Origin of the sequence: Lysinibacillus sp. FSL K6-0102 (assembly GCF_038003545.1) — a bacterium.
Lineage (GTDB): Bacteria > Bacillota > Bacilli > Bacillales_A > Planococcaceae > Lysinibacillus > Lysinibacillus capsici.
The window spans coordinates 744,400-769,885 of sequence record NZ_JBBOPH010000001.1 but is presented as its reverse complement, the minus strand read 5'-3'; the positions used below and the strand labels follow the sequence as shown (position 1 = coordinate 769,885).

Annotated in this window: 18 protein-coding genes; 2 read left to right on the top strand and 16 right to left on the bottom strand. The window is 38.9% G+C overall.

What is annotated here, in order from left to right:
* Positions 1–66: 66 nt before the first annotated feature.
* From addA to NYE73_RS03540, 4 genes are all read right to left on the bottom strand, one after another.
* Positions 67–3,783, bottom strand: a complete 3,717-nt coding sequence (addA, locus tag NYE73_RS03555) for a helicase-exonuclease AddAB subunit AddA (protein ID WP_259951054.1) — start codon at positions 3,781–3,783, stop codon at positions 67–69.
* A gap of 1 nt (position 3,784) precedes the next feature.
* Entirely contained in the window at positions 3,785–7,294 is a 3,510-nt protein-coding gene (gene addB / locus NYE73_RS03550; protein ID WP_259951055.1) for a helicase-exonuclease AddAB subunit AddB, read from the bottom strand.
* Between the two features lie 326 nt (positions 7,295–7,620).
* Positions 7,621–8,259 carry a TVP38/TMEM64 family protein gene (locus tag NYE73_RS03545; protein WP_004227497.1) on the bottom strand — a complete coding sequence of 213 codons (639 nt, stop codon included), beginning with the start codon at positions 8,257–8,259 and terminating at the stop codon, positions 7,621–7,623.
* A gap of 11 nt (positions 8,260–8,270) precedes the next feature.
* Positions 8,271–8,822: a helix-turn-helix domain-containing protein gene (locus NYE73_RS03540; protein ID WP_048392043.1), complete on the bottom strand. Its 552-nt coding sequence runs from the start codon at positions 8,820–8,822 to the stop codon at positions 8,271–8,273.
* Between the two features lie 124 nt (positions 8,823–8,946).
* Between NYE73_RS03540 and NYE73_RS03535 the strand changes: the two genes are divergently transcribed.
* Together NYE73_RS03535 and NYE73_RS03530 are read left to right on the top strand one after the other, a co-directional pair.
* On the top strand, positions 8,947–9,681 hold the full coding sequence (locus tag NYE73_RS03535) for an AzlC family ABC transporter permease (protein WP_048392044.1): 735 nt from the start codon (positions 8,947–8,949) through the stop codon (positions 9,679–9,681).
* Positions 9,678–10,004, top strand: coding sequence for an AzlD domain-containing protein (locus NYE73_RS03530; protein WP_048392045.1), 327 nt, complete (start codon positions 9,678–9,680; stop codon positions 10,002–10,004). Before NYE73_RS03535 ends, NYE73_RS03530 begins: the two co-directional genes overlap by 4 nt.
* Positions 10,005–10,038: 34 nt before the next feature.
* Here NYE73_RS03530 and NYE73_RS03525 read toward each other — a convergent pair whose 3' ends face one another.
* The 12 genes from NYE73_RS03525 to NYE73_RS03470 all read right to left on the bottom strand — a co-directional run bounded on the left by NYE73_RS03525 (position 10,039) and on the right by NYE73_RS03470 (position 25,264).
* A complete protein-coding gene (locus tag NYE73_RS03525; RefSeq protein ID WP_004227503.1) occupies positions 10,039–10,260 on the bottom strand; it encodes a DUF2198 family protein in 222 nt (73 codons plus the stop codon).
* Entirely contained in the window at positions 10,260–11,441 is a 1,182-nt protein-coding gene (locus NYE73_RS03520; RefSeq protein WP_259951056.1) for a PDZ domain-containing protein, read from the bottom strand. The genes NYE73_RS03525 and NYE73_RS03520 overlap by 1 nt, the downstream gene beginning before the upstream one ends.
* Positions 11,442–11,563: 122 nt before the next feature.
* Positions 11,564–13,006 carry a S41 family peptidase gene (locus NYE73_RS03515; protein WP_048392047.1) on the bottom strand — a complete coding sequence of 481 codons (1,443 nt, stop codon included), beginning with the start codon at positions 13,004–13,006 and terminating at the stop codon, positions 11,564–11,566.
* 221 nt (positions 13,007–13,227) lie between these two features.
* A complete protein-coding gene (locus NYE73_RS03510) occupies positions 13,228–13,815 on the bottom strand; it encodes a redoxin domain-containing protein (protein ID WP_048392048.1) in 588 nt (195 codons plus the stop codon).
* Positions 13,812–14,444: a hypothetical protein gene (locus tag NYE73_RS03505; protein ID WP_259951057.1), complete on the bottom strand. Its 633-nt coding sequence runs from the start codon at positions 14,442–14,444 to the stop codon at positions 13,812–13,814. Before NYE73_RS03505 ends, NYE73_RS03510 begins: the two co-directional genes overlap by 4 nt.
* Positions 14,445–15,097: 653 nt before the next feature.
* The gene (locus NYE73_RS03500; RefSeq protein ID WP_259951059.1) at positions 15,098–16,405 is read right to left on the bottom strand and encodes a murein hydrolase activator EnvC family protein; all 1,308 of its coding nucleotides are present in this window, start codon (positions 16,403–16,405) and stop codon (positions 15,098–15,100) included.
* Positions 16,406–16,458: 53 nt separating this feature from the next.
* Positions 16,459–17,343 carry a permease-like cell division protein FtsX gene (gene ftsX / locus NYE73_RS03495; protein WP_004227513.1) on the bottom strand — a complete coding sequence of 295 codons (885 nt, stop codon included), beginning with the start codon at positions 17,341–17,343 and terminating at the stop codon, positions 16,459–16,461.
* Positions 17,333–18,019: a cell division ATP-binding protein FtsE gene (ftsE, locus tag NYE73_RS03490; RefSeq protein ID WP_016991524.1), complete on the bottom strand. Its 687-nt coding sequence runs from the start codon at positions 18,017–18,019 to the stop codon at positions 17,333–17,335. Before ftsE ends, ftsX begins: the two co-directional genes overlap by 11 nt.
* A 241-nt stretch (positions 18,020–18,260) precedes the next feature.
* Complete coding sequence (locus NYE73_RS03485) at positions 18,261–19,448, bottom strand: DUF4097 family beta strand repeat-containing protein (RefSeq protein ID WP_054549774.1); 1,188 nt, start codon at positions 19,446–19,448, stop codon at positions 18,261–18,263.
* Between the two features lie 283 nt (positions 19,449–19,731).
* Positions 19,732–22,599: an excinuclease ABC subunit UvrA gene (gene uvrA, locus NYE73_RS03480; protein ID WP_112117403.1), complete on the bottom strand. Its 2,868-nt coding sequence runs from the start codon at positions 22,597–22,599 to the stop codon at positions 19,732–19,734.
* A gap of 7 nt (positions 22,600–22,606) precedes the next feature.
* A complete protein-coding gene (gene uvrB, locus NYE73_RS03475; RefSeq protein ID WP_115674275.1) occupies positions 22,607–24,586 on the bottom strand; it encodes an excinuclease ABC subunit UvrB in 1,980 nt (659 codons plus the stop codon).
* 429 nt (positions 24,587–25,015) lie between these two features.
* Positions 25,016–25,264, bottom strand: a complete 249-nt coding sequence (locus tag NYE73_RS03470; protein WP_048392054.1) for an IDEAL domain-containing protein — start codon at positions 25,262–25,264, stop codon at positions 25,016–25,018.
* Between the last annotated feature and the right edge of the window lie 222 nt (positions 25,265–25,486).

The window sequence follows — 25,486 nt, the reverse complement described above, 5'->3', positions numbered from 1 at the left end:
GACTAGCAGCTATGGTGAAAGCAGGGCAAGAAAAAACTTTGCCCCACTTTGCCCGTAACAAGTTCTTTATGCGTGTATGGTCTGTTCATTATCGAATAAAAATAATACTTTATCGTTCACCTTGATGTGTAAGATGGATTCAATGGCTTCGCTATAAACACGAAGCTGTACGGCATAACGACCTAGTATTTCCTTTGACAAGGCTGGCTCCTGCGCAAAATGAGATTGTATACGATCCGTTTTATAATCCAACAAGACCCAATTACCGTATTCATCCTCAAATAGGCAGTCAATGATCCCTTGCACAATTTGAGCATCACCATCTTCATCGATTCTACTAATTGTAAACGGCATTTCTCTACGTATCTGCCTTGCGCGTTGAAAGCGTTGCCCTATTTCTGTCTCAAAAAAACGATAAATTTTCGCTTGCGGAACTACTTTGCCCTCCGCCTCTGTTAAAAGCTGTCTTGCCACTAAATCCTCCACAAAGTCCCTTACAGCATCGATATGACTAAAGCCATATTGAGGAACATGCTGCATCACTGTGTGTACAGCTGTACCAATTTCAGCACCAGTTAGCTGTTGCTCCTGTAAAAAAGCGGGTCGAGGTGCAATGGACGAAGCCTTTTGCTTGATAGGAGAGGCAAAATAAAATTCAGGTTCCTCCTGGCGCTGTAAATTTTCTAATCGCTTTATTTCACTAACAGATGTTTTGGAGCGCTTTCTTGTAGATTTTTGATAGACATACTGCGCTTGAAAGCGGGTAGTGATTTCAGCCAGCAAGTCCTCATCCTCTTGCATCGCAAGCACTTGCTGTACTTCATCGCCCATCGCCTCTATCTCATATGAATAATGCTTTGTATCGATGGCTTGAACCCACCAATGTGATTGATCCTCCACTTCTTTATAAGATGTGCTTGCTACTACTGCAAAATCTGCATGTCTTGCTACTGCTGGGCCAACCCAGTCCAAATAGCTGTTAGCTCTTGCACGTAAATATTCTTGAAGCGGTGCATCCATTGGTAAACTTTGTGCGTCCTGCCAGTTGTCGCGTGTTTTCTCCCAGTTCTTCACTGAGCCTACTAAAATCAAACGCTCCTTCGCACGAGTCATCGCAACATATAAGACACGCATTTCTTCTGCACGCATCTCCAGTTCTTTTTTCTCCTTCAATGCTAAAAACGGTAACGATGTATAGGTGATACGATTTTCGGGATCAATGGCCTTAACAGCTAGTCCAAAATCTTGATCAAACAAATAGGGTTGATGAAAATCCATTTTATTAAACGGACGTCCCATTCCTGCCACAAAGACGACTGGATATTCTAACCCCTTGGAAGAGTGTATTGTCACCAGACGTACTACATCATCCTTTTCGCCAATTGATTTGGCCGTACCTAAATCATCGCCACGCGTACGCATACGATCAATAAAGCGTAAAAAACGGAATAGCCCACGAAATGCCGTTTTTTCATACATTAATGCACGATCATGTAATACGCGTAGATTTGCTTGACGCTGTTTGCCATTCGGCATTGCCCCAACCATTTCATAATAATGTGTATCTAAATAAATTTTCCAAATTAAATCTGATAATGATCCACGACGTGCTAAATCACGCCAATTTTCAAAGGCTAGCATAAAGCGTTGCAACTTCTCAAATGTAGTGGTTTGCACACCATGTCCTTCACTACGAATAAATTGTCGTAAAGCATCATAAAAAGGTACCTTTTGATCGGCTAAACGAATTTTCGCCAGCTCATTTTCCGTTAAACCAACAAACGGTGCGCGCAGTACAGAGGCTAAGGGGATATCCTGATAGGGATTATCGACTACCTTCAGGACATTTAACATAATCATTACTTCGAGTGCGTCAAAATAACCTTTAGATGATTCTGCATAGAGTGGAATCCCTGCCAGCTTAAATTCCTCTACTAAGTCTGTTGACCATGTCATCGAGCGCATTAAAATCACAATATCACTATACTTTAATGGTCGCTCTGTTTTTGTTTTCGTATCGTATACGGTTGTTCCATCTTCCATCATTTGACGTATACGATCGATAATAAATCGTGCCTCGTACTGTGATTTTTTTAATTCCTCTAGCTCCGTTGCCTCATTGCTTAGTTCTTCCAGTTCTTCTGGTGTTTCCTCTTCCTGTGGTGGATGCAATACGACCAGCTCAACAGGTATTTCTTTATCATCATAGGGCGCAGCAGGCTTTAGTGACGCATTGTCATCATACGAAATCTCACCGACACGCTCACCCATAATTTGTGCAAAAACATAGTTTGTAGCATTTAATACTTCTTTTCGACTTCGGAAGTTAGCGTTTAAATCAATTCGCATCCCCGTTACATCAGGTGACTCCAAGTATTCACTATATTTTCTCATAAAAAGCTTTGGCTCAGCTAATCGGAAACGGTATATACTTTGTTTAACATCCCCAACCATAAAAAGGTTGCCGTCTTGTTCTTCACCCGTTTTGACAAGCTGTAAGATGGTTTCCTGTAGCATATTGGTATCCTGATATTCATCCACAAGTACTTCTTTAAAACGCTTTTTCATATCTAGTGCAACCGGTGATGGATGAAGTGCACCATCTATCTCTACCGTTAAAATTTGAAGTGCATAATGCTCTAAATCTGAAAAGTCAATGATTCCCCGTTCTAACTTGGCTAGTCGAAATTGTTCACTAAATGTAGTGGTCAATTCAACTAGCGTAGCAATGGTCGGTGCCATTTTCCTTATTTCCTCAAGTAGCCGTGCAGGCGTACGAACAAAATACGTCTCCTTGATTTTATTCATCATTTTTTTGGCTGCTTCTCGTTTTTTCTTCGCAAGCTCCTGTAGCTCTACATTAACTAGTGCATCCTTCGATACCCGCTTTAAGGTAGACCATTTAACCGTTGCAAAATAATCAAATAGCTCCTGCCATGTCCCACTTTGACTAATGCGTATCCCTTCCTGAATCATAGCAAAATCTACCTCTGCCGTTTCTGCATAGGGTGCAGGTCCATCTGGCTGTAATGTAATTGTGCGCATTTCAGAAATTAGCATAAACGCCTCTTCCAGGCTATGACGTACGGTTAATTTGACGTATTGAGATAGCTCTAAATCATCGATTGTCACTTCCTCAGCTAATTCATAAGCTTTCGGCAGGCTCCAAAGCCATTTTTGAGGCTCAGCATGGACACGAGACGTATCATAAAGTTTACTAATCAGCGTTTCGATGGCTTGATCATCACGATCTGAGGTAAAGCTATCGACAAGACGATAGATGGCTTGTACGTGAGCCTCATCCTCCGCATCGTAGGCATCTTCTAAAACTTCTGCTAAAACATCATCTCGCAATAATGCTATTTCTGCTTCATTGGCAATACGGAAGCCTGGGTCTATATCAAGTAAGTACGCATATTGCTTCACAATTGCTAAACAGAATGAATGTAGCGTAGAAATTTGTGCTTTATTCACAAGACTTAGCTGCCGTCTTAAATGATTAGATGTTGGATTTTCTGCTATCGCCTTTTCTAATGCCTCAGACATACGATGGCGCATTTCAGCGGCTGAGGCATTTGTAAAGGTCACTACCAATAGTTCATCTACATTGATCGGGTTTTCAGTAGCAATGACTTTTTCAATCATACGATTGATCAGAACCGCTGTTTTCCCAGACCCTGCTGCAGCCGAAACAAGCGTATCTTGACCGCTAGCATAAATGGCCTTCCACTGATCGTCTGTCCATGTGACATCTACTGGCTTAACAGGAATTGTTTGTACCATGCTATTCTATCTCCTTCCGAATTTTATCGACAATATCATTCGGCTTTGCTTGCATTAATTGACGATAGTTTTGTTTACCATCTGATGGATCAAATTGGCAAACCGCAGCAAATTGACAATAATCACATGCCGTTTTGGCTTTTAATTTATAGGGGCTAATGGCCGTATCACCAGATAAGATACCATTCCCTGCCTCCTGATGTTTACGACGAACAAAATGCTGCAACTTTTTCATATCATTGACAGGAACTATACGCGATTGTGACTCAGACGGTGTCCCATCTTTTTTCATATAGACAGGAATGATTTTTGAATGTCCGCTACTTTCTTCCAATTGCTCGTCCATCGATAAAATCGCTTCAGCATTTTCAGATAGCAAACCTTTCATTTTATACTGCTTTAAACGATCCTCTTCTATTTCACTGTCCGTCAAATCTTTATCCAGCTTCAGCATCGGATTATGGACATGGACATACAGTACTCCTGCTGGCTCTGCTTCACCTGAGAGCCAGTAAGAACTATTTTCCATTGCCACATCTAAATATGTTAGGACCTGTAAGGATAATCCGTAATAAACCTCATTTAAATCAAGGTCCCGAGCTGAGGATTTATAGTCGACAATCCGCAAATAAGAGCGGTCATCTATCGTTGCACTATCCACTCTATCAATACGTCCACGCATAAACATTTTCTTACCACCAGTCAAATCAATCTCTAATGGTGGTAGCTGTTCATGTTGTCCAGGACCAAACGACGCCTCAATTGCAATTGGTTTGAAGTGTGATACATTTGCATGCTGTGTCAGTGCTGTCATTGTACGCTCAACAATTCGAATTAGCTTACGCTGAATATAGCGATAGCGGGCACTGGATAATAGGATTTGATGGGAAAAAACTGGAACAATTTGTTCTACTGCTTGACGTGCTAATTGTTTAATTTGCTTTGTTGTTAAACGAATCCAAGATAATTGCTGACGATGTGTTTCCTCTGTAATCCACTTTAATGCCTCATGGAATAAGTCACCCATTGCAAACGTTTCTAGCCGATACTCAGCTCGTTCTTCAAGACGTAGGCCATACGTAGTGAAATGAGAAAAAGGACATCTGAAGTATTTCTCAATTCGCGACACACTGGATGTTAGCTTCTGACCATATAATTCCTGTGTAATATAGGTTTCAAGTGGCTCAGCCTCATTTTTATGGGTAATTGGATAAAGTACGCGGTCGAAAATGAGTGCCCAATACGGATCTTGTTTATAAAATCTTTGTAAAGCTAGCCATTCTGGCGCTAGTTCACGGCTATGTTCAGCTTGACGTAGCTGTACCATTAGATGTGCCAATGCAGTCCTTGGATGGCGTAAATATGATAAAACATCCCCATCTAGTAATTCAATCGGATCGACTACCACTCGTTCTATCGAAACACCACTTAATAAGCCAGCCTTTTTGTCATTTCCTATTATTTTCTTAATATAAAGTGAGGCTAGAAGTGCCTTGCCTTCCTCATCCGCCGTAGGATAGGTCATATACAATTTGTTAGATGGCGTTGTAATAGCGCGATAGAACAAGAAATTTTCCTGTAATAAACGATTAGTAGAGGTAGGAGCAAGCTCATAGCCAATTTGACTAAACCATTCACGTTCGATATCTGACAACAAGCCCTCATACTCCATCCGAGTTGGATAAACACCATCATTCATTCCTATTACAAAAGCGACTTTAATATTGGATAAACGAGCTAAATCAACAGTAGCCACCATTACTTCATCAAGGGTTGGCGGAATTCTTGAAAATTCTAATGTATCAAAGCCTTCATCAAGAATTTTGGCTGCTTGCTCTACAGACATCTCCTGCTCTCCAAACATATAAACGAATTGGTCAAGAACAGCAATCCATTCATTCCAAGCTTGTTCATGTTCACTTGCAGCTAATGCGTCACCTCGCTCTAGCTCACGATCTTTCATGGCTTGCAGTTTATCATATACCTGTAATGACTCTATAAATTCAAATAAAGCAGTCGCAATATCTCTGCCATTTTTGGCGCTATCAAGCTTGTCTTGTAAAAGTTTTAGAGGTTGGCGAATTTCATCTCGAATGGCCTCGATTTCTGCCTGCATTGCACGCTCTTCATCTGTTTGTACACGCGAATGGAATTCTAGACCTCGATATTTTTTATAAAACCAACGTGCCTCCTCAAACCATCGTTCACCATAGATGCCTTGTGCCAAGCAATAATTTTCTAATCGATCTGCTCGCTCACGCCAAATTGTTAGCTCCGCTTGTAATGGGAAAAACAAATCGGTTTTGACACTACGAAAAACTGGCTCATATTTCCAATTCGAGGTCATAACCTCCAAGGCTGAACGACTTAGCTCTATTAATGGATGATGTAGCATTGTCTTTTTTGTATTTGTAAAAATAGGAATTTCATATTGTTGGAAAATACTTGTAATAAGTGGATCGTAGAGATCTGCTTGTCTATACAAAAGTACGATATCCTGATAGCGAAAACCGTCTTCTCTTGTCAGTTTTGTTATTTCCCGGGCAATCGCATGTATCTCTGCTCGACGATTTGATGCTTCAAGCACGGTTACATCTCCTGAAGTTTTTATCGTTTGGGGCTCCAAAACAGCAAACTTTGCCTCCACATGCTGTAAATCTTTAGAATGAAATCTTTGAGTCTTATAAAAATGTAATGGTAATTCAACATCAATGCCCTCTTCTTTTGCTATATCATGAAGACGTTGATTCGTTAACGCTGCTTCATGGAATAAAGCTTGTTCATCAAAGGCTTCATCCATATGATCAAAGGGAAGGACGACAGTTACTTGCTTCGTTACCTTTAACAATTCACGAACCAGTTCTAACTCTCGCACAGTTAAGGCGGTGAAACCATCAATATAGATGGTCGCTTGCTTCATCGTTTCTGCATACTTCAGTTGCTCCGTTAAAATCGGATAATAGCCCTCGCTGTCAACATAGGTCGTACCAAGTCGTTCCTCCAATGCCTGCAAAACGACATGTAAATCATTCGCTTTCGCCTGCAATGTATTAGGTGCATCTATTGCCTTTAACGATTCCGTTACCTCTGCCAAGACTGAGCTATTGACGCTATAGCGACTAAATTCTCTTAAAAGGGTTTCAATTTCCTCCGTAAAGCCACGTTTTCCTGCTGCTTGTCGAAATAAGGAAAACTCGCTTTTTTGTTCCTCCAAAAGTTTACGTATAAGCATTCGATACCCATAGCCATTCACTTCTTTACGAGCAATACCTCCTGTTTCCTGTAAAACCAACCATGCTAAACGTTTAAACGTCATCACCTGTGCTCGAATCAAGCCTTGTAAACCATGCTTATTTGTCAGCTCATATTCCGTAGAATAAGACATTTGGTCAGGCACTATAATGAAAATTGGATGTCCCAATGGATCTGTCTTTAATTGCTCAACAATTTCCTGATGAATAAATGCTGATTTCCCTGTTCCCGAACGTCCTGAAACAATACGCAATGTCATTTACTTTCCCCCTCCTCATTAACTTGCTGTTGCGGGTGTCTCTTTTAATGAAATAAAAATTTGTACTTTTATTTGAGCGATTCTTTCGCTGAATTGATTACTTCTTATCTATTTTGGAGCGGCTTCTCCAGACTATTGATCGTTTCTCATCTATGGTGGAGCAGTTTTCCCAGCCTACTAAAAACAACATAAATCATCCATCTTAAATTCTATCGAAAAAAACTAGTAAATACTATCTATCAACCTTCACCTACCTATAAAAAGGTTTATTTATTACACAAAAAAGCAGCCTCTTCACATAATGAAAGAGGCTACAGTTTATTTACTTAACTGGCATGGTGGTCCTGCTTTTTCGTCAAATTTCGCGCTTGCTTTAAATCTCTTTCTACACGGGCATTCAAACGCTTCTCTATCAACTTACCGACCCACCACAAAATAACAATGGCCACAGCTGCAATTATCAATCTCACTGGGCTTGTCAAGAGCGATTTTAAATCATAGCCCAATACACTCATACCTAAAATCATGACAAACTTTCCTGCAAGCAAAACGATTAAGTAAAATTTTTTATGGATATGTGACAATCCCGCTACAATATTGACAATCACAGATGGTGTAAAAGGGAAGCAGAGGAGGACAAAAAGAGGGCTGATGCCATTCATATCCACCCATTTAATAAGCTTCTGTACTTTTTTACTACCTGTTAAAAATTGTAATCTTGGATGTTTGCCAAAATGACGCACAAGTAAGAAAACCGCATAGGAGCCAGCTACAGAGCCTAGCCAAGATAATAGAAATCCTAGCCATAAGCCGAATGCACTGGCATTCGCCACAACGAATACGACTAATGGTAGGAATGGTAAAAACGCCTCTAAAAACGGGAGCAGTAAACCAATGATTGGGCCGAACGTTCGATACTGTGCCGCAACCTGTTCAATATTTTCTACAGTAAACCATTCATTCAATATCGACACCTCTATTTATACTGTAAAATTAAATGAAAAATTGTTAACCCTTCTGAAGTATTGCGATATTCATGGGGTTGATGCCCTGAGAATACTAGTGTATCCCCTTCATCTAGTAATTCATGCATGTCTCCAGCAGAAATAACTGCTTGTCCTTTAATAACCATTACAGTTTCCTCTACCCCTTCTGTATGGGCTTCACTCCTACTAACTGCCCCTGGCTCCATTTCAACCTTATAAAACTCCCAGCCTCGCTCTGGATTATACGGAATTATGGAGTAAACACGATAGCGTCCCTCATCCTCATCTACATGTGGTACATCTTTACTGCTATAACGCATGTAATGGGCAGTTGGTGGCTGTAATAATGAAGAGAATGACATACGCATACCCGCTGCAATTTTCCAAATTGTTGAAACAGTTGGATTGGCCTCTCCTTTTTCGATTTGTGCAAGCTGTGCTTTACTGACACCTGTCGCTTTGGCCACATCATCGAGACTTAAATGACGTTGCTGTCTAATTTTCTTTAATTGAAATGCTAAATTTCGACTCATTTGTTCCATCTTTACTCACCAATTTCTATTGTTTATTTTATCAGACATATGTATACTTTAATAAACATCAAGAACTATCAAACAATTCCATCAATAGTATACATGGAAATTATCAAGAAAGGATGACCTATTTATGACAAGTACAACAGAGCTTCAACATGATGACACAACAAGCTCTTCCAATGACAGTTTTTTACAAGGCGTGAAAGATTGCGTGCCTACATTACTCGGTTATATTAGTATAGGACTTGCATTTGGGGTTGTAGGTTCCGCTTCAGGGTTATCTGTCCTTGAAATCGCGCTATTAACGATACTGATTTACGCAGGTTCTGCACAATTTATTTTTTGTGCACTTCTTTTAACAAGTAGCCCTGCCTCTGCTATCATTGTAACCATTTTCGTAGTGAATCTACGCCATTTATTAATGAGTTTAACATTAGCACCTCATTTTACGCGCTACTCCATGCTTAGAAATGTTGGCTTTGGTACATTATTAACGGATGAAACCTTTGGTGTAGCAGTCACAAAGCAAATGCAAACAGGTAAATTATATGGTAAATGGATGGATGGGTTAAATATAACAGCCTATATCTTCTGGATTCTTTCCTGTGTTACGGGTGCCTTTTTAGGACAGTGGGTAGCAAATCCTGAAAAATGGGGTTTAGATTTTGCCTTGGTTGCCATGTTTGTTGCACTTTTAGTTTTGCAATTGAGCAGTGTTGGTAAAAGTAAAATCATGCATTATATCAAGTTAATTGGCTATATGGCGGTTATTATGTACGGTCTTTCTTATGTAGTCCCTTCACATGTGGCTGTGCTACTGGCAACCGTGATTGTCGCAACAATTGGGGTGGTGACAGATAAATGACAACAACTTCTTATATGGTCTGGCTTATTATCGGCTGCGCACTTGTAACATGGCTACCGCGTGTCATTCCATTTATTTTTGTGCGTAGTGTAACACTACCTGATGTTGTGCTAAAATGGCTTAGTTTTATTCCTGTTTGTATCTTAAGTGCTCTTGTCATTGAAAATTTAATAGATACTGAAAGCGGCAAAGTAGTGACACTTGATTGGCCAGTCTTTATTACATTTGTTCCTACTCTTATTATTGCCCTTGTCACAAAAAGCTTATCGATTACAGTAGTTGCAGGAGTAATCATTATGGCAGCAGTGCGATTTTTCATGTAAAAAGGTCAGTCCTATTGCCTGGACTGACCTTTCCTTATTTATTCATTTTACTTGCTAGCCAAAAGCCTACTGTTAATGAAAATGCATCGATAACGAAAATAATAGGTGGGGATGTATAGCCTGCATATACAGAGGCAGCAATAAGTGCAATGGCTAATAATAATGCAACATAGCGGTTATAGGTAATTCTAGTGAATAGTAATACCAATAAAGCTGGTATGAATAATGCTAGCATCATTTTCCCAAAAACGTCCATTATACTTCCCTCGGCTCAGCTAATAATAATCCAATACGGTAATGATCATTGCTATAAATCACATGTTGTGTTAAACGTAATTCATTGTTTCGGTCTAAAACCTCTAGACGACAATGAGCTGCATTTAATTGCAGTGCTTCATATAACTCATTTTCTGTAAAAATTGACACACCATTTACTTTGCGGATACATTCTCCTGCAAGTAAGCCCATCTTCTCAGCAGGTGAATCAGGAAGAACAGCTGCAATAATAGCACCCTTCGTACTTGGCGCAACTGCATAATGATCTGTTTTTTCCTGTTGTGCAAAGTAGATAGCAATTATAATGCGGATAATTACACCAACAGCAAGTGTAATGAAGCCAATCACTGGCTCAAAATATGCAGCCAATCCTCCTATTAAAATAAGCTGTCCTAGTAAAAAGACAGGTCGGCCAATTTTTGGATACATGTAAGCTGGTAATTCCTTTCTTGTCAGTTTAGTAAAGCCAATGACAAGTGGAAATAACACAAGTGCAAAGCTATTATGACCTATCGTAAACTGTGGCCAATATGGGAATATAGCCGAGATCGCATCACCAGGAATAACAAAGAAAATAGGTAATACCCATACATTTTTTGACCGATAGACAATTGCCTGCATACCCCGCTTCGTTTTCTCAATACAAGGTGTTGTAACCTTCATCGCCATACGTCGAATTAATAGCCCTTCTGCAATAACACAAAGGCCCGCAAGAATGGTAATTGTCACAATTGCGCCACTCTCTAAATGGACATCCTCTACTGAAATTTTCCACCAGGAAAATGACCAATTGTAATAGGACATACCCCATATGGCAAGTGTGGCAATCCCCATTGTCAAAATAGGCGACATTGCATTCATGACAAATAAGATAAGTGCTACTATAGAAACTGCCGTTAAAATGATTAAAAATTCCTTTGGGACAGTTAGACCTGCTCCAATACTAATGATAGAAATAATTAGTGCATAGAGCCACCCATCTTTCCATTGTCCGATTAGCTCCGTCCAGCCCCAAATAATACGTCTATTAAAATATTTACGCTCCTGTTTTACTCGACGATAACCTAAAATAATAGCAAATAATATGACTATATATAGTAATGGGTTGAGTAAAAAGCGGCCAATCGCTGTTACAATTTCTATTAATATCTCACTAACCATACGAACACCCGCCATTTCTATCTTGAATACTATGAATTTATTGTATCAAAGGACTACACGCTTGCGTAGTACAAACTCATAGAAAGCTTTGTATTATGGTATTTTTGTTCTGTCTGCGAGTTTTATTGGTCAATCGTATGCAGTAAAAAACTAGTGGCCATTTGGAATTGTTGGTCATTTTGACGATCGGCTTTAAAATCCTTTAACGTTTCGTTTAAACTATTAAAGAAAGTCGTGTCCATATAAAATTCATCTTCTGCTAGCTTTAATTTTTTCTGTTTACGATAAAGATTAACGGCCTCAGCGGTCGTTTCATCCATATAGCCATCTAAACGATCGATTTGATAGCCTAGTTTCTGCAAGGCGTTTTGTGAATAGGAAATCTCTTCACTCATATCACCCACTTTAAACTTACCTGTTAGTGGATGAAGTTGAAAAGCAAATAACTCATTTTGCTCAATCATTAAACTGGCTTCAATGCCCTGCCCATGAATCCATTCACGTTTTGGTGTTAGCCATTTGTTAGTTGATAATTTAAGCTCCCCGCCATTGGAAAGCTCCCAAGATTCTTGTACAGTCCCTTTTCCAAAGCTCTTAACCCCAACAAGTGAAGCGCGTCCCCAGCCTTTTAAAGCTCCGCTCAATACTTCACTAGCAGATGCACTACCTTGATTTTGCAAAACAACAATTGGAATTTTATTCATCGTTTCTATATATTTTTCATCAAAGCCTTTTGTTTGCGTTTTTAATGGTTCCATAGCACCTTCCGCATTTTGCATATATGCAAATACTTTGCCATTGTCCAATACTGTGCTCAGTAGCGCTGCGACGCTATGTAAATAACCACCTGGATTATCCCGTACATCGATCACAATTCCTTCCACATCTTTACGAAGTAATTTACTCGTTTCTGCAACCCATTCATTGGCGGTTTTTTCACCGAATAATGAGATCACTACATAGCCAATAGCTGTATCTTCTACCTTCACTACCTCACTAGTTACCGTTTTATTGGAAATTGCTGCACGCTCCATCGTCATCTTAATATGCTTATCTTCACTTGGACGATAGACAACAATGGTTACTTTCGTTCCCTTTTCACCTTGAATTAAATGCATTAATTCACTCATCGTTTTACCATCAATCCGTACCCCATCAACTTGTACAATTTCATCGAGTGAACGCATGCCTGCTTTCTCTGCTGGTGATGAGCGAACAGGTGACACAACAATAAACTTCCCTTTATTTTCGGTTAGTTCAATACCGATGCCTACTCGTTCCTCCGCAAGCATTTGCCGATGTTGCTCAGCCTCTTCCTTGGAGTAATACGTACTATAAGGATCTTTAATGGCATCAGCCATCCCACGAAGAGCCCCTTCCACCAATTCATCCTTTTTTGTACTGTATACTGATTTTTCTTCAATGATTGTCATAGCCTCACCAATAGTATCAACCTCCGTAACAGGCTCCTTTTTATCGCCAATATTAAACCAATCAAAGTAAATACCACTGCCCACCACCAAACTACTAAGTAGGACTCCGACACCGGCTGTTAATTTGCGCAAATCTTCCCTCCTCCGTCTCTTTTACTGTATGACTCTATTTTTTCAAACATACAAAATTACCTTTCAAATTTGTTAAGAGAGAATATTTCACTTTACACATGCATGTTGGCTGTTGATTCGCACGGATATACCTTGGTTCCTGCGAGTATTCACCTTGATTTCATGAAAAATAAAAAAATCTGCTCGTTTCCACTATAGAAAACGAGCAGATTTTTTATGAATCAATCTAGTGCATCTACATAATCATTTAACATATCCACGTCCATTGGTCCTCTGATGGCGCGTTGAATAAGGCCCTTGGAATCAATAAAATAAGTGGTTGGAATCGTGATGACTTGATAATTCAAGCCAGCTTCATTGTCAGGGTCCAATAAAATAGGGAACGTTAGCTCAAAGCTATCTCTAAATGTCATCACTGTGTCCACTTTGGCATCAGCGGTCACATCACGTTCGGCTTCTGTTAAATTGACCGCTATAATTTCAACGTTTTTCTCTTTTGCATACTCATCATAGAAGCTTTGCATATGAGGCATTTCCGCCTTACAAGGTGGGCACCATGTCGCCCAGAAATTTAAAACGACTTTTTTTCCACGAAGATCGCTTAACGTGATATCTTCCCCGTCTAAGCTTGTTAAGGTGAAATCTGGCGGTATATCGCCTTTGCTTAAGCCAGTTTCTAGCTCCTCCATATCCTTACCTAGGGCCGATTTATCAATAGCACGTTCTTCGTCAATTTGTTGTTTTACATATGTACCAATCATCGCAACCACTAATAGCACAACGATCAGCAGTCCAATATTTTTTTTCATTTCTTACCTCCCACATTGATTCGTTCATGCTGAATAGTTAAGCCTAAACAAAGTAGTATTACACTGACAGCCACAGCTGTTTGCCCTATACCAAGCGGCTGGAAGATAGCCACTATCAAATAGCTAATTGTAGAGAGTATGAGAGCTTGTTTCACCGCTACTAATCTCCATAATATGACGAGCGTGACTACACTTAGCACAGCTAATGTTATAACTTCACTCGATATATTGTTGTCATTAAATAGCACAGCAAGCATTTGATAAATGGATTGCGTGAGAATAATAGCCCAGCTACCAGCTATCATCTCTTGTTCCTCAAGCTGTAGACTCTGTCGCTTTCTCCATATTTGCAAAGATGCTACAATGACACCGAGAAGAACACCCATTGTTCCGCCATTAAAATAAAGCAATGTAATTGGATTGTTTACTACCGTTTTGAAATCTGTTACAAGCAAACTTAACTTCCAAACAATAATAAAGGTGAAAATGGCATCACTATATAGCTCAGACCACTTTTTAGAAAATTGTAAGCGCAAGATAAGCCACACAATAAAAAAAGTAATAAGTAAAGCGACTGCAGTAGCTGGTAAAGTTAATGTTCGGATTGAGTACCACTCTGTATTTATCAATTCAACGAATCCTCCTCCGAAAGCATAGCATAGAACCTTTTTAAAAAAAGACTATTTCACACTGTTTTAAGAAAATCTTCAGAAATAACAACAATAAAAATACCCCACTAAGTATATATTCATCATAACATTATTTAGAATCTTATAATAGCGATGAAACTTTCAATGGAATATTTCGTAAAATGAGAAAAGGGGAGGAGTTATGCTTTCAAAGCGACTTATACTATGGATTGCTGCTATTTGTCTTAGTATTAGTGTTCTGATGCTGTACTCAGAGTATCGAACAAAGAATTTACTACAAGATTTTTTACTTAATAAAGATCTTCTAGAAATAGTAAATAAGATAACGATTTAGGAAGTTGACAATGGTACCAATAAAAGCTTTGCCATTATCAATCGTGAAAATCCACGATTAGATGTTTGCGTTTAGACTTAAGTACTTTGGAATTAAAAAGAACCTTATTAAATAACAAAAAAGCTGATGTTGTCTTTCAATTGGATCTTACTTATTTTGACCATACACTAAAAATACTGTTCTGCAAAAATGGCTTATTGGCTATTAATGGGCAAACCTATAAGTTGGTGAATGGTGAAACATTCGATGAAATATTAAAAGCTATACACTAGAAAACGCTAGTGTATAGCTTTTATGTTTACAATGGAATATATTTCAGTGGATTTACACTGCCGACTGCTTGTCCTTTCCAAGGACCAATATGCACTTCAAAGTGTAAGTGTGGGCCAGTAGAGCGACCTGTACTACCCATGGCTGCAATTTGCTGACCTTGTGTTACTTCTTGTCCTACACTAACATTAAATGCACTTAAATGTGCATAAACGGTTGTGTAAATTTGTCCATCGATAGAGTGCGTTACAATGACAACATTACCATACGAACTAAGTGGTGCTGCGTAAGAAACAACGCCATCTGCTGCTGCCCATATTGGTGTTCCCGTTGCATTTGCAAGGTCGACACCATAATGGAATTCAGGACCTGCTCCAAGATTTCGCCAACCATATGGTGATGTTAAGCGACCATTCGTTGGTTTTATCCAAGTTCCGTTTGATTGAGGCGCATGGACTGTACCACCAGATGATCCGCCACCATTGTTAGCAGCAACTGCTGCCGCGGCCGCGGCGGCTGCTTTACGTTTTGCCTCTTGCTGACGTGCAATTTCAGCCAAACGATTTTGTTCAGCAATAATTTGATCTTGCAATTCCTGACTTACTTCCAAAGCCTCTGAGTATTCTTTTTCAAGTAATACCTTTTCTGATTTCAGCTTTTCTTGCTCTTTTTCTAATTGGTCTACTAGTTTATTTTTCTCAGTTTTTTGACTGTCTAATGATGCTTTTAATCGTTCAAGCTCAGCTTTTTTACCTTCTAGGTTTTTACGTTTCTCTTCTACACTTTGCTTTTGCTCTTCTAATTTTTGTTTATCATCTTTTTGATCTTGAATAATTTGACGATCCGCTTCCAATAATGCATTAACTGCAGAGAAACGATCAATAAAGTCTACAAAACTATTAGAGCCTAGCAAAACATCTAAATAACTTACAGAGCCCCCAGCTTGAATGGCACGTGCACGTTCTTGTAACAATAAATCGCGCTCTTCAATTTTATGCAAAAGCTCTTCAATAGAAGCTTCTAACTTTTTAATTTCCTCATTTGTTGCCCGAATATCTGCTTGTACTTTTTTAATATTACTATTAGTTTTGTCGATTTCAGCGTTCAATGCTTGAATTTGATCTAAGATTTGTTGTTGCTTTTCTTGATTAGCTGTAATTGCATTTGATTTATTGCTGATAGATGAATTTAACTGATTCTTCTTTGTTTCAACTTGTTTCTTTTCTTCTTTTAAATCCGATAAACTTGTTGCATATGCTGATGGAGTTTGGATAAAAAGAATTAGAGCAGATGCTGCTGCAAGTGTTTTTAATATGTTTTTCGCCTTACTTTTCACCGATTGAACTCCCCTTCGACTATTCTTTTCTTTTTCACAAATATCCGTTGTGACTAAATTTTTAAAAACTTACGTACTGACATGAAACTTCCCCAAATACCGATCAGTACACCAATGAGTAACAGAAGACCGCTTACCTGATACACAAGTGGAGAAAAATCTAGTAATTGAACAAGCTCTCCTTGTAAACGTGGTGCAATAATTTTATATATATTGTGGTAAAGGGTCGTGACAACCGCAATCGGAATAATTGAACCTAAAATTCCAAGCCACATACCTTCTAATAAGAATGGGATACGCACGAATGAATTTGTAGCCCCTACAAGTTTCATAATTTCTATTTCATCACGTCGAGCTATAATCGTTATACGAATTGTATTCGAAATTAAGAAAATTGCCGTAAATAATAACCCTAAAATAAGTACGATTCCTACATTACGACTAATATTTAAGAAGTTAAATAGTTTTTCAACTTTTCCTTCGCCATACATTACATCATATGTATACTCATATTTATCAATGGTTTTCGCAACTTTTGCTGTTTGCTGTGGATCAGCAGCTTTTACATAAATAACGTTACGTAAAGGGTTACTTTGTTCAAATAGTTTAAAATCATCACCGAAGTCTTTTACTAGCTTGGTTAACTCATCTTCCTTAGTGGAATACGTCATCTCGGAGACACCAGGCAATTTTTTGACTTTTTCGATGAGTGCTTTTTCAGCAGCTTCATCTGCTGTTTCATCAATTAACACTTTAATTTCGACATCATTTTCTAAATCCGTTGCTACTTTATTTAAATTCATCATAATAAGCGCAAAAACACCTACTAGAATGAGCGTAACGGTAACGGCACTGACAGAGGCAATGGTCATCCAGCTATTTCGACCAAGTGATTTGATACTTTCCCGGAAGTGGCGCTTTACTGTACTAAATTTCATAGCCGTATTCACCTCCGTGTTCATCACGGACAATTAAGCCGCCTTCAATTGCAATAACACGACGTCGAATCGTATTTACAATTTCACGGTTGTGGGTTGCCATTACAATCGTTGTCCCACGTGCATTAATTTCCTCAAATAAATTCATAATTTCCCATGATGTTTCAGGGTCAAGATTCCCTGTAGGTTCATCTGCAATCACCACTTTTGGGACATTGACGATTGAACGAGCAATCGATACTCGTTGCTGCTCTCCTCCTGAAAGTTCATTTGGAAACATTCTTGCTTTATGCTTCAATCCAACTAGTTCTAGCACTTCCATAACCCGACGTCGGATTTCATCTGGTTTTTCCTCTATTACTTCAAGCGCAAACGCTACATTCTCATAGACATTCAAACGAGGTAGCAATTTGAAATCTTGGAAAACTACACCAAGTTGACGGCGCAAAAAAGGGACCTTCTTATTCTTTAAAGTTGCTAAATCAATACCATTTACAATTATTTGTCCTGATGTTGCTTTTTCTTCCCGGTACATCAATTTAATAAATGTGGATTTCCCTGCCCCACTTGGGCCAACTACATACACAAATTCGCCTTGCTTTATATTAACGGAAATACCATTTGTCGCAACAACACCGTTTGGGTATTTCTTTGTCACATTTTTCATTTCTATCATGATTAAACCACCTAAAACTCTCATCTATGTAAGAGGTATTTCTTTTACTATTATAGCACTCTATTTCTGTTTTTTTATTACAGTTTCATTTCAATCCGTGGCAGTTCCTTCTATTTCATTCTTTCCTTGCCATTATCCTTGAAATATGACAAAAATAAAAACAAGATTCGCCTCTATGTGCTAGGTCGAATCCTGTTTGAAAAGAAAAAGCATTCAAGCTTTACCTTGAATGCTTCTACTGTTAAATTTGTTGTTCATCTGTTGTTGTGTAGCGCACTAAAACAGCACCAGTTTTCGATTCACCTTCTATAAATAGGCGATTCGCATTTTCAACTTCTTTGTCGAAACGGACTACTTTAGATAAGAATTGATCTTGTGACTCCATTTTAGAAACATCCTGGATCCCCACATCCACTTTACCGAAATTCGTTACGACTTTACCGCTCAATGAAATTGTTCGTGGGACATATAATTCCACTGCTCCAGCAACTGTTTGAGCTTTAATTTTAGAAGAATTTGTCGAGCATGTTGTTACGACTACATGTCCATTGACAGACTTAGCTTCAACTTCATCCAATGCACCATCCAAATAAACACGCCCATTCAATGTTTCAGCCTCTAAATCCTTACCTCGAACATTCGTTAATTCAATGGAACCATTAGAAGAATCCACTTCAGCTTTTCCAAAATTAAACTTCGTTCCTTTAATGGCACCGTTTAACGTTTTCACTTTTAATTCTTCGAATTCTGTATCCTGTAATGAAACACTACCATTCATTAGACGAACAGATAATTTTTCAAGTTTATCCTTTGGTACTAGCACCTTCACATTGACTTGAACAAGCTTTAATTGGCTCAAAATACGAAGTGATTGCTCTTCCTCTTTCACAACAAATTGCTCTAAGAAGTGATTACGAGTTTCTTCTTCACTTTCGTTCATCAAAGGTGCCTTTACCTTGCAAATCACCTGAATAGTTTCCCCTTCACTGGATTCCAATGAGAAGTTACCATTCGGTAATTCAACAATAATATTGTCCACATTGGCAGCAGCCACTTCTTCTGTATGGGTAAATTCAATTTTATCTCCAAATGGAGAAGCTACATCAAATTCCTTTACCTTTTTAACAGCCGTATTCATCATATCCATAAAAAGAGAACCGATTTGCGTTAAATCCTTACGAAAATCCTGCATTTCATCTTGGAAGTATTTCATAAAATCATCTTTTTTCTTGTCACCATCTTTTGATTTTTCTTCAAATAATGGCTCTTTTTCATTTGAAAAGGATTGCGTCTCTTTCGACACATCATTCATAACATGTTGAGTAGACTTGCCAGGTTGCTCTAATGCTTCTAATAATGTAATCGCCTCTTGTGCCGAAATTGTTCCTTTTTCTACAAGTTCTAAAATTCGTTGACGTTCATTTTGCATAAATAAATAGCCTCCCTCAGTTCGTTATACTATTTATACGATGCATCATGTGAAAAGTTTCACTGCAAAATTGAATAAATTGGGTCTTTTCATTTCAACATCGACAGGCTTTTACCTGTGAAGATTTTATTGCTCGTTTTTTAGATTAGTTGGATCACTTCCGGCCTCTGTTTGAGTGGGTTCTTCACATTTCGAATCATTTTCAATCTGGATTGAGCGACTTTCCCCAATTTAAGATCACCTTTCAATCCAGATTAATCATTTCCATTCGAATGTAAAACCCTTAAGACTTAGTAGCTTCTGCTAGCAATGCATCCATTCTCATACGATCACGTTCCAGAATTGGTTTTAAGTATTTGCCTGTATAGGAGCCTGCTACTTCTACTACCTCTTCAGGTGTACCAGTTGCAACAATCGTACCACCTTTGTCTCCGCCTTCTGGACCTAAGTCAATGATATAATCAGCTGTTTTAATCACATCCAAGTTATGCTCAATAACTAATACCGAATCACCGTTTTCAACAAGACGCTGCAATACAACAAGTAAACGAGCAATATCATCGGCATGTAATCCTGTCGTAGGTTCATCTAAAATATAGAAGGATTTCCCTGTTGAGCGTCGATGTAATTCAGAGGCTAGTTTTACACGCTGCGCCTCACCACCCGATAAGGTTGTGGCTGGTTGCCCTAATTTCATATAACCCAACCCCACATCAACAATCGTTTGTAGCTTACGCTGGATCTTTGGAATATTTTCAAAGAACACTACTGCATTTTCAATTGTCATATCGAGAATATCTGCAATACTCTTATCTTTATACTTCACTTCAAGTGTTTCACGGTTATAACGTTTGCCGTGACATACTTCACATGGTACATAAACATCTGGAAGGAAATGCATTTCAATTTTAATAATGCCGTCACCACGACATGCTTCACAGCGACCGCCCTTAACATTGAAGCTAAAGCGTCCTTTTTTATAGCCTCGTACCTTTGCTTCATTTGTTGCTGCGAAAACATCGCGAATATCATCAAAAACACCTGTATAAGTTGCTGGGTTTGAACGAGGTGTACGACCAATTGGCGATTGATCAATATCGATTACTTTTTCAAGCTCATCGATACCTGTCACTTCTTTATGCTCGCCAGGCTTAACCTTTGAACGATTAAGCTTCTGTGCCAAAGATTTATATAAAATTTCATTTATCAGTGTAGATTTCCCTGAACCAGACACACCTGTCACTGCTACAAATAAGCCTAATGGAACATCTACTTTAACATTGCGTAAATTATTTTCCTTGGCACCTTTAATGGAGAGCTTTCGACCATTTGGTTGGCGTCTTTCAATTGGTAAAGGAATAAACTTTCTACCACTTAAATATTGTCCAGTTAAGGATTTTTCATTATTCATAACTTCCTGTGGTGTACCTGCTGCCACAATTTGACCGCCATGGACGCCTGCTCCAGGTCCTACATCGATGAGATAATCTGCAGCAAGCATCGTATCTTCATCATGCTCTACCACAATCAGCGTATTTCCAATGTCACGCATATTTTGTAATGTGCTAATCAGTCGATCATTATCTCGCTGATGCAAACCAATCGAAGGCTCATCTAAAATATAGAGGACTCCTGTTAATCGTGAACCAATTTGTGTAGCAAGGCGAATACGTTGTGCCTCTCCACCAGATAATGTACCTGCTGCACGACTCAATGTTAAATAGTCTAAACCAACATTCACAAGGAAGCCCAATCGTTCTTCGATTTCTCGTAAAACTAATCGAGCAATTTGCATATCCTTTTCAGTGAGATCAAGCTCTTTAAAGAAAGTGTCTGCTTCCTGAATTGAATATTGTGTGACCTCACCGATATGTTTATCAGCTACTTTCACTGCTAGCGTCTCAGGCTTTAAACGATACCCTTTACATGAAGGGCAAGCCTGCTGTGCCATGTATTTTTCCATCTGCTCACGAACATAATCGGATGTCGTCTCTTTAAAACGACGCTCAACATTGCGCACCACCCCTTCAAATTCAATCATTTGATCTCGCACATTGCCAAACTCATTTTCATAATGGAAGTGTATCTTGTCTTTTCCAGAGCCATATAAAACTTTATCCATCTTTTCCTTTGGCAAATCCTTCACAGGCACGTCCATTGGAATATCGTAATGATCACATACAGCTTTTAGTAATTGTGGGTAGTACTGCGAACTTGTTGGTTCCCATGGTGCGATGGCATGCTCTAACAAAGAACGATCCCAATCAGGCACCACTAAATCTAAATCTACCTCTTGTGTTGAACCTAAGCCATCACAGCTTGGACAAGCACCAAACGGACTATTAAATGAAAACATACGAGGCTCTAACTCACCAATAGAAAAACCACATAATGGGCAGGCATGATGCTCACTAAATAGTAACTCTTCATGTTCCATCACATCGACAAGCACACGTCCATCTGCCAGGCGTAAAGCCGTTTCTAAAGAATCACTCAGACGAGCAGCAATCCCTTCCTTCATAACAACACGGTCCACTACTACTTCGATGGAATGCTTTTTATTTTTATCAAGTTCGATAGCATCATCTAAATCACGCAATTCCCCATCAATTCGTACACGAACAAACCCCTGCTTTTTTAAATCTTCTAGCAGTTTAACATGGGTACCCTTACGTCCAGAAACCATTGGTGCAAGGAGCTGCATCTTAGTTCTCTCAGGATAGGTTAATAAACGATCCACCATTTGCTCAATCGTTTGGGAAGTGATTTCTATGCCATGATTTGGACAAATCGGTTTACCAATACGTGCATAAAGTAAACGTAGGTAATCATAGATTTCCGTTACCGTACCGACAGTAGATCGTGGGTTACGACTAGTTGTTTTTTGGTCAATGGAAATAGCAGGCGACAAGCCTTCTATTGCATCGACATCTGGTTTATCCATTTGTCCAAGAAATTGGCGGGCATAGGCGGAGAGGGACTCAACATAACGACGTTGGCCCTCCGCATAAATTGTGTCAAATGCTAGAGAAGACTTTCCAGAGCCTGATAATCCTGTTAAAACGACTAATTGGTCACGTGGAATTGTGACATTGATATTTTTTAAATTATGAGCACGTGCGCCTTGCACGACAATTTCAGTATTTTTCACAAGTCATTCACCCTTCTACCTTCAATTCAAATATTGTATCTCGTAACTCAGCCGCACGTTCAAAATCAAGCGCTTTTGCTGCTTCCTTCATTTCGACTTCTAGGGAAGCTAAGAGCTGTTCTCTTTCCGCCTTTGTCAGCTTTTTGCCTTTTGTTGCCTTTGTTACATAGGATTCCTCTTCTTCTGCTACTTGTGTTGCGCGAATCACATCTGGGATTTTCTTAATGATCGTTTGAGGTGTTATGCCATGCTCCTCGTTATAAGCCATTTGTAACGCACGACGACGTTGCGTTTCATCAATCGCCTTTTTCATCGAGTCTGTTATATGATCCGCATACATAATGACATGACCATTCGCGTTACGAGCAGCACGACCAATGGTTTGAATCAATGAACGCTCTGAACGTAAAAATCCTTCTTTATCAGCATCTAAAATTGCCACAAGGGACACCTCAGGGATATCAAGACCTTCACGCAATAGATTAATACCTATTAGCACATCATACGTTCCTTTGCGTAGCTCACGGATAATTTCAATACGTTCTAGTGTCTTAATTTCTGAATGTAAGTATTCTACTTTTAAGCCCATTTCCTTCAGGTAAGCCGTTAAATCCTCAGACATTTTCTTCGTTAGGGTTGTCACTAAAACTCGCTCATCACGCGCAATTCGATCTTGTATTTCATCAATTAAATTATCAATTTGACCTTCAATAGGACGTACATCAATTAATGGATCTAATAATCCAGTTGGACGGATAATTTGCTCTACCATTTCTGGTGTATGCTCCAGTTCATAAGGACCTGGTGTGGCTGATACATAAATCGCTTGATGTACGCGGTTTTCATACTCTTCAAAACGTAATGGACGGTTATCTAGAGCAGATGGCAATCGGAAGCCATGTTCTACGAGCACTCCTTTACGTGCTTGGTCACCATTGTACATTCCTCGAACCTGTGGAAGTGTTACGTGACTTTCATCAACCACAAGTAAAAAGTCTTCGGGGAAATAATCTAGCAAAGTATATGGAGTAGCACCTGCTTCACGCAATGTTAAATGACGTGAATAGTTTTCAATCCCAGAGCAAAAGCCCATTTCACGCATCATCTCTAAATCATAGCGTGTACGCTGTTCTAAACGCTGTGCCTCTAGTAATTTATCTTCTGCACGTAATAATGCAAGTCGTTCCTCTAATTCTTTTTCAATGTTTTCAATCGCTTTACGCATTTTCTCTTCTCGTGTAACGAAGTGAGATGCAGGGAAAATAGCAACATGCTCTCGATCCGATAAAATCTCTCCCGTTAGTGCATCTACCTCACGTATGCGATCGATTTCATCCCCAAAAAATTCCACACGAATACAATGCTCATCACGAGAGGCTGGGAAGATTTCCACTACATCTCCACGTACCCGAAATGTTCCGCGAGTAAAACTAACATCATTTCGCTCATACTGAACGTCTACAAGCTTGCGCAGTAGCTGATTACGTTCAATTTCCATACCTGTACGAATGGAAACAACCATTTCTCGATATTCTTCAGGAGAACCTAAACCATAGATACAGGACACAGATGCAATAATAATGACATCCTCACGCTCAAACAATGCAGAAGTAGCAGAGTGACGCAGCTTATCAATTTCATCGTTAATGCTAGAGTCTTTTTCTATATAGGTATCTGTCTGCGGTACATAAGCTTCTGGTTGGTAGTAATCATAGTAGCTGACAAAATATTCGACGGCGTTATTTGGGAAGAACTCTTTAAATTCACTATACAACTGGCCAGCTAGTGTTTTATTGTGTGCCATGATTAGTGTTGGTTTTTTAACTTGCTGGATGACATTCGAAATGGTAAACGTCTTACCTGTTCCAGTAGCACCAAGCAATGTTTGATGACGTTTGCCTGCTTTCACACCCTCCACTAATTCCGCAATGGCCTGTGGCTGATCCCCGTTAGGCTGATATGGCGCTTGTAAATCAAATGTTTGCACTCATGTCCCCGTCCTTTCTTCCAATTTGTACATATATTTTAGCATAGCAATATTAAAATTTCGAACATTTAACGAACGAATGTTTGTAAAAATTTTTTTCATCTCTAAAATTTTTATTACATAACAATACAGTCAATTTAACTTGTTACTCTTAAAATAGCCGTTTTATCAAGTTTTCAAGCTTTATTTATGGATGAGATTTCCTGTTTTGCTTTATGTGGAGCTCACACACTCTCAGGAGCCGGGGTCTGTACTTTTAGAGCGTCTCTCACTTTTTTATAAACAGCGTCTCAAACTTTTTAAATGACTTTCCCCATTCTATAAGCAAGATCACTTCTTCTAACCAAAACATACAATCTTCACATCCTCTGCAACTATTTTCAAAAGCAAAAAAATCCCACTCTCCAATAGATATGGAGAGCGGGTTCGTCAACATGATTCATCTTCTGTTTGGTGTAAGGAAGTTAGTTCGGATGCGTATTGATAAAATGCGTTTTCATCTTTTTCATCGAGTGCTCTATCTATCAGAACCATGAGCTGCTCTTGCCGATGCATACGCTGGATACGATTTAAAAATAAATCTAAATAAATCTCGTTTAATAATTTCTCTGCCTCATCAACTTTTTTCGACTGACCAACGGCTTTCAGAAAATCTGTATACGAATAATATTTATCCAACGATCTCACCTCGATCCTTTTCTAAATTATATGAAAATTGAAATTAAAAAGCAATGCTTACGATTCGAAAATATCTTGGATTAGCTATTAATCAATTGATATTTAGAGCAAATTCTCTAGGCATTTCGTGCTTTTCTCAACGATTTTCAACTATTTCATTTAATTTAAGAAAGTCATATTCTGTTTTACACTACCGTTATAACTAGAAAAAAGGAGGCACTC

What these genes read in the sequence shown, in the direction of transcription:
- addA (WP_259951054.1), bottom strand. Translation starts at nt 3,783, where the DNA reads ATGGTACAAACAATTCCTGTTAAGCCAGTAGATGTCACATGGACAGAC.
- addB (WP_259951055.1), bottom strand. Translation starts at nt 7,294, where the DNA reads ATGACATTGCGTATTGTTTCAGGACGTTCGGGAACAGGGAAATCAGCA.
- NYE73_RS03540 (WP_048392043.1), bottom strand. Translation starts at nt 8,822, where the DNA reads ATGGAACAAATGAGTCGAAATTTAGCATTTCAATTAAAGAAAATTAGA.
- NYE73_RS03535 (WP_048392044.1), top strand. Translation starts at nt 8,947, where the DNA reads ATGACAAGTACAACAGAGCTTCAACATGATGACACAACAAGCTCTTCC.
- NYE73_RS03530 (WP_048392045.1), top strand. Translation starts at nt 9,678, where the DNA reads ATGACAACAACTTCTTATATGGTCTGGCTTATTATCGGCTGCGCACTT.
- NYE73_RS03525 (WP_004227503.1), bottom strand. Translation starts at nt 10,260, where the DNA reads ATGGACGTTTTTGGGAAAATGATGCTAGCATTATTCATACCAGCTTTA.
- NYE73_RS03520 (WP_259951056.1), bottom strand. Translation starts at nt 11,441, where the DNA reads ATGGTTAGTGAGATATTAATAGAAATTGTAACAGCGATTGGCCGCTTT.
- NYE73_RS03510 (WP_048392048.1), bottom strand. Translation starts at nt 13,815, where the DNA reads ATGAAAAAAAATATTGGACTGCTGATCGTTGTGCTATTAGTGGTTGCG.
- ftsX (WP_004227513.1), bottom strand. Translation starts at nt 17,343, where the DNA reads ATGAAATTTAGTACAGTAAAGCGCCACTTCCGGGAAAGTATCAAATCA.
- ftsE (WP_016991524.1), bottom strand. Translation starts at nt 18,019, where the DNA reads ATGATAGAAATGAAAAATGTGACAAAGAAATACCCAAACGGTGTTGTT.
- NYE73_RS03485 (WP_054549774.1), bottom strand. Translation starts at nt 19,448, where the DNA reads ATGCAAAATGAACGTCAACGAATTTTAGAACTTGTAGAAAAAGGAACA.